Below are 1,536 nucleotides of genomic sequence, written 5' to 3' on the forward strand. Positions count from 1 at the left end.
CGGGCGGCCGCCGGTCCGGCTCGGCGCTGCTGGAGCTCGCCGCCGCCTTCCGCGCGCTCGCGACGCCCGTGATCGGGCGGATCGCGGACGAGCGGCTGATCTTCGATCTGCGCGGGCTGGACGATGAGGCGGCGCTTGTCGCAAGCCTCGCCGACCTCGCCCGCGCCCGCGCGGAGGCGTCGCGCCCATGATCTCCGACTGGATCGGCCGCGCGCTGTCGCGCTTCGGCGCGCCGGACGACAGAGACCCGGACGAGCCCGACGTCTCCGACCGTATGGACGAGGCCTATGACGCCGCCGGCATGGGCGACCACGCCACGGCGGTGGCGCTGTGGCGGCCGCTGGTGGAGGCGGGCGTGGCCCGCGCCCAGGCCAATCTCGGCGCCTGCTACGCGGAGGGCCTCGGGGTGGAGCGCGACCCGGCGCAGGCGGCGGAGTGGCTGTCCCGCGCCGCGGAGGCGGGCGATCCGCTCGGCCAGCGCAATCTGGCGGCGCTGCATTTCAAGGGCGAGGGCGTGGCGCAGGACGACGCCGCCGCGCTCGATCTCTACCGGGAGGCGGCGGAGCAGGGCGACGGCCCCGCGCAGGACATGCTGAGCTGGCTGCTGCTCGAAGGGCAGGGCTCCGTCGCGGCCGATCCGGTGGAGGCGCGGCGCTGGGCGCTGGAGGCGGCGGCGCAGGGGGTGGCCAGCGCCATGACGCGCCTTGGCCTCATCGCTCACAACGCGCTCGGCATGGAGCGCGACCCGATCGAGGCCGCGCGCTGGTGGTACGAGGCCGCCCGCCGGGGTGATCCGGACGGGCAGGCGATGCTCGGCGCGGCGCTGCATATGGGGCAGGGCGTGGAGCAGGACAGCCGCGCGGCTTACGTGTGGTTGCTCCGGGCCGACGCCGGGGGCGGGGCGCTGGCCGCGCCGTTCCTCGGCCCGGTGCGGTCTCTGCTGTCAGAGGAGGACGCGGAGAAAGCCGAGGCCATCGCCGCCCGCCCGCTGCCCGCGGCCGAGGAGCCGGCGGCGTGATCGTCGGCACCGCCGGACACATCGACCACGGCAAGTCGGCGCTGGTGAAGGCGCTGACCGGGGTCGAGACCGACCGGCTGAAGGAGGAGAAGGCCCGCGGCATCTCCATCGATCTCGGCTTCGCCTATTCCCCCCGCGCCGACGGCGCCGTGCTCGGCTTCGTGGACGTGCCGGGCCATGAGCGCTTCGTGCGCAACATGCTGGCGGGCGCGAGCGGGATCGATCTGGTGCTGCTGGTGGTGGCCGCCGACGACGGCCCCATGCCCCAGACGCGGGAGCACCTCGCCATCGTCGATCTGCTCGGCGTGCGCCGCGGCCTCGTGGCGCTGACCAAGCGCGATCTGGTGGACGACGCCCGGCTTCAAGAGGCGGAGGCGGAGGTCGCGGCCCTGCTCTCGGGCACGGGGCTGGAGGGCGCCGAGATCTTGGCCGTCTCCGCCGTCACCGGCGAGGGCGTGGCCGCGCTCTCCGCCCGGCTCGACGCGCTGCGGGCGGCGACGCGGGCGCGGCCGGCGGAC

Annotated in this window: 2 protein-coding genes and 1 pseudogene; all 3 read left to right on the forward strand. The window is 75.8% G+C overall.

What is annotated here, in order from left to right; genetic code table 11:
• Positions 1-191 (forward strand): annotated as a pseudogene (locus tag ACFQ4O_RS17415) (L-seryl-tRNA(Sec) selenium transferase); the annotation flags it as partial.
• Complete coding sequence (locus ACFQ4O_RS17420; protein ID WP_378777629.1) at positions 188-1,018, forward strand: tetratricopeptide repeat protein; 831 nt, start codon at positions 188-190, stop codon at positions 1,016-1,018. The pseudogene ACFQ4O_RS17415 and the gene ACFQ4O_RS17420, both read left to right, overlap by 4 nt.
• On the forward strand, positions 1,015-1,536 hold a 522-nt coding region (locus ACFQ4O_RS17425), incomplete at its 3' end, for a GTP-binding protein (RefSeq protein WP_378777630.1). The genes ACFQ4O_RS17420 and ACFQ4O_RS17425, both read left to right, overlap by 4 nt.

It is taken from the genome of Methylopila musalis (genome assembly GCF_042679725.1).
In the GTDB taxonomy this organism is placed as follows: Bacteria; Pseudomonadota; Alphaproteobacteria; order Rhizobiales; family Methylopilaceae; genus Methylopila; species Methylopila musalis.

What these genes read in the sequence shown, in the direction of transcription:
- ACFQ4O_RS17420 (WP_378777629.1), top strand. Translation starts at nt 188, where the DNA reads ATGATCTCCGACTGGATCGGCCGCGCGCTGTCGCGCTTCGGCGCGCCG.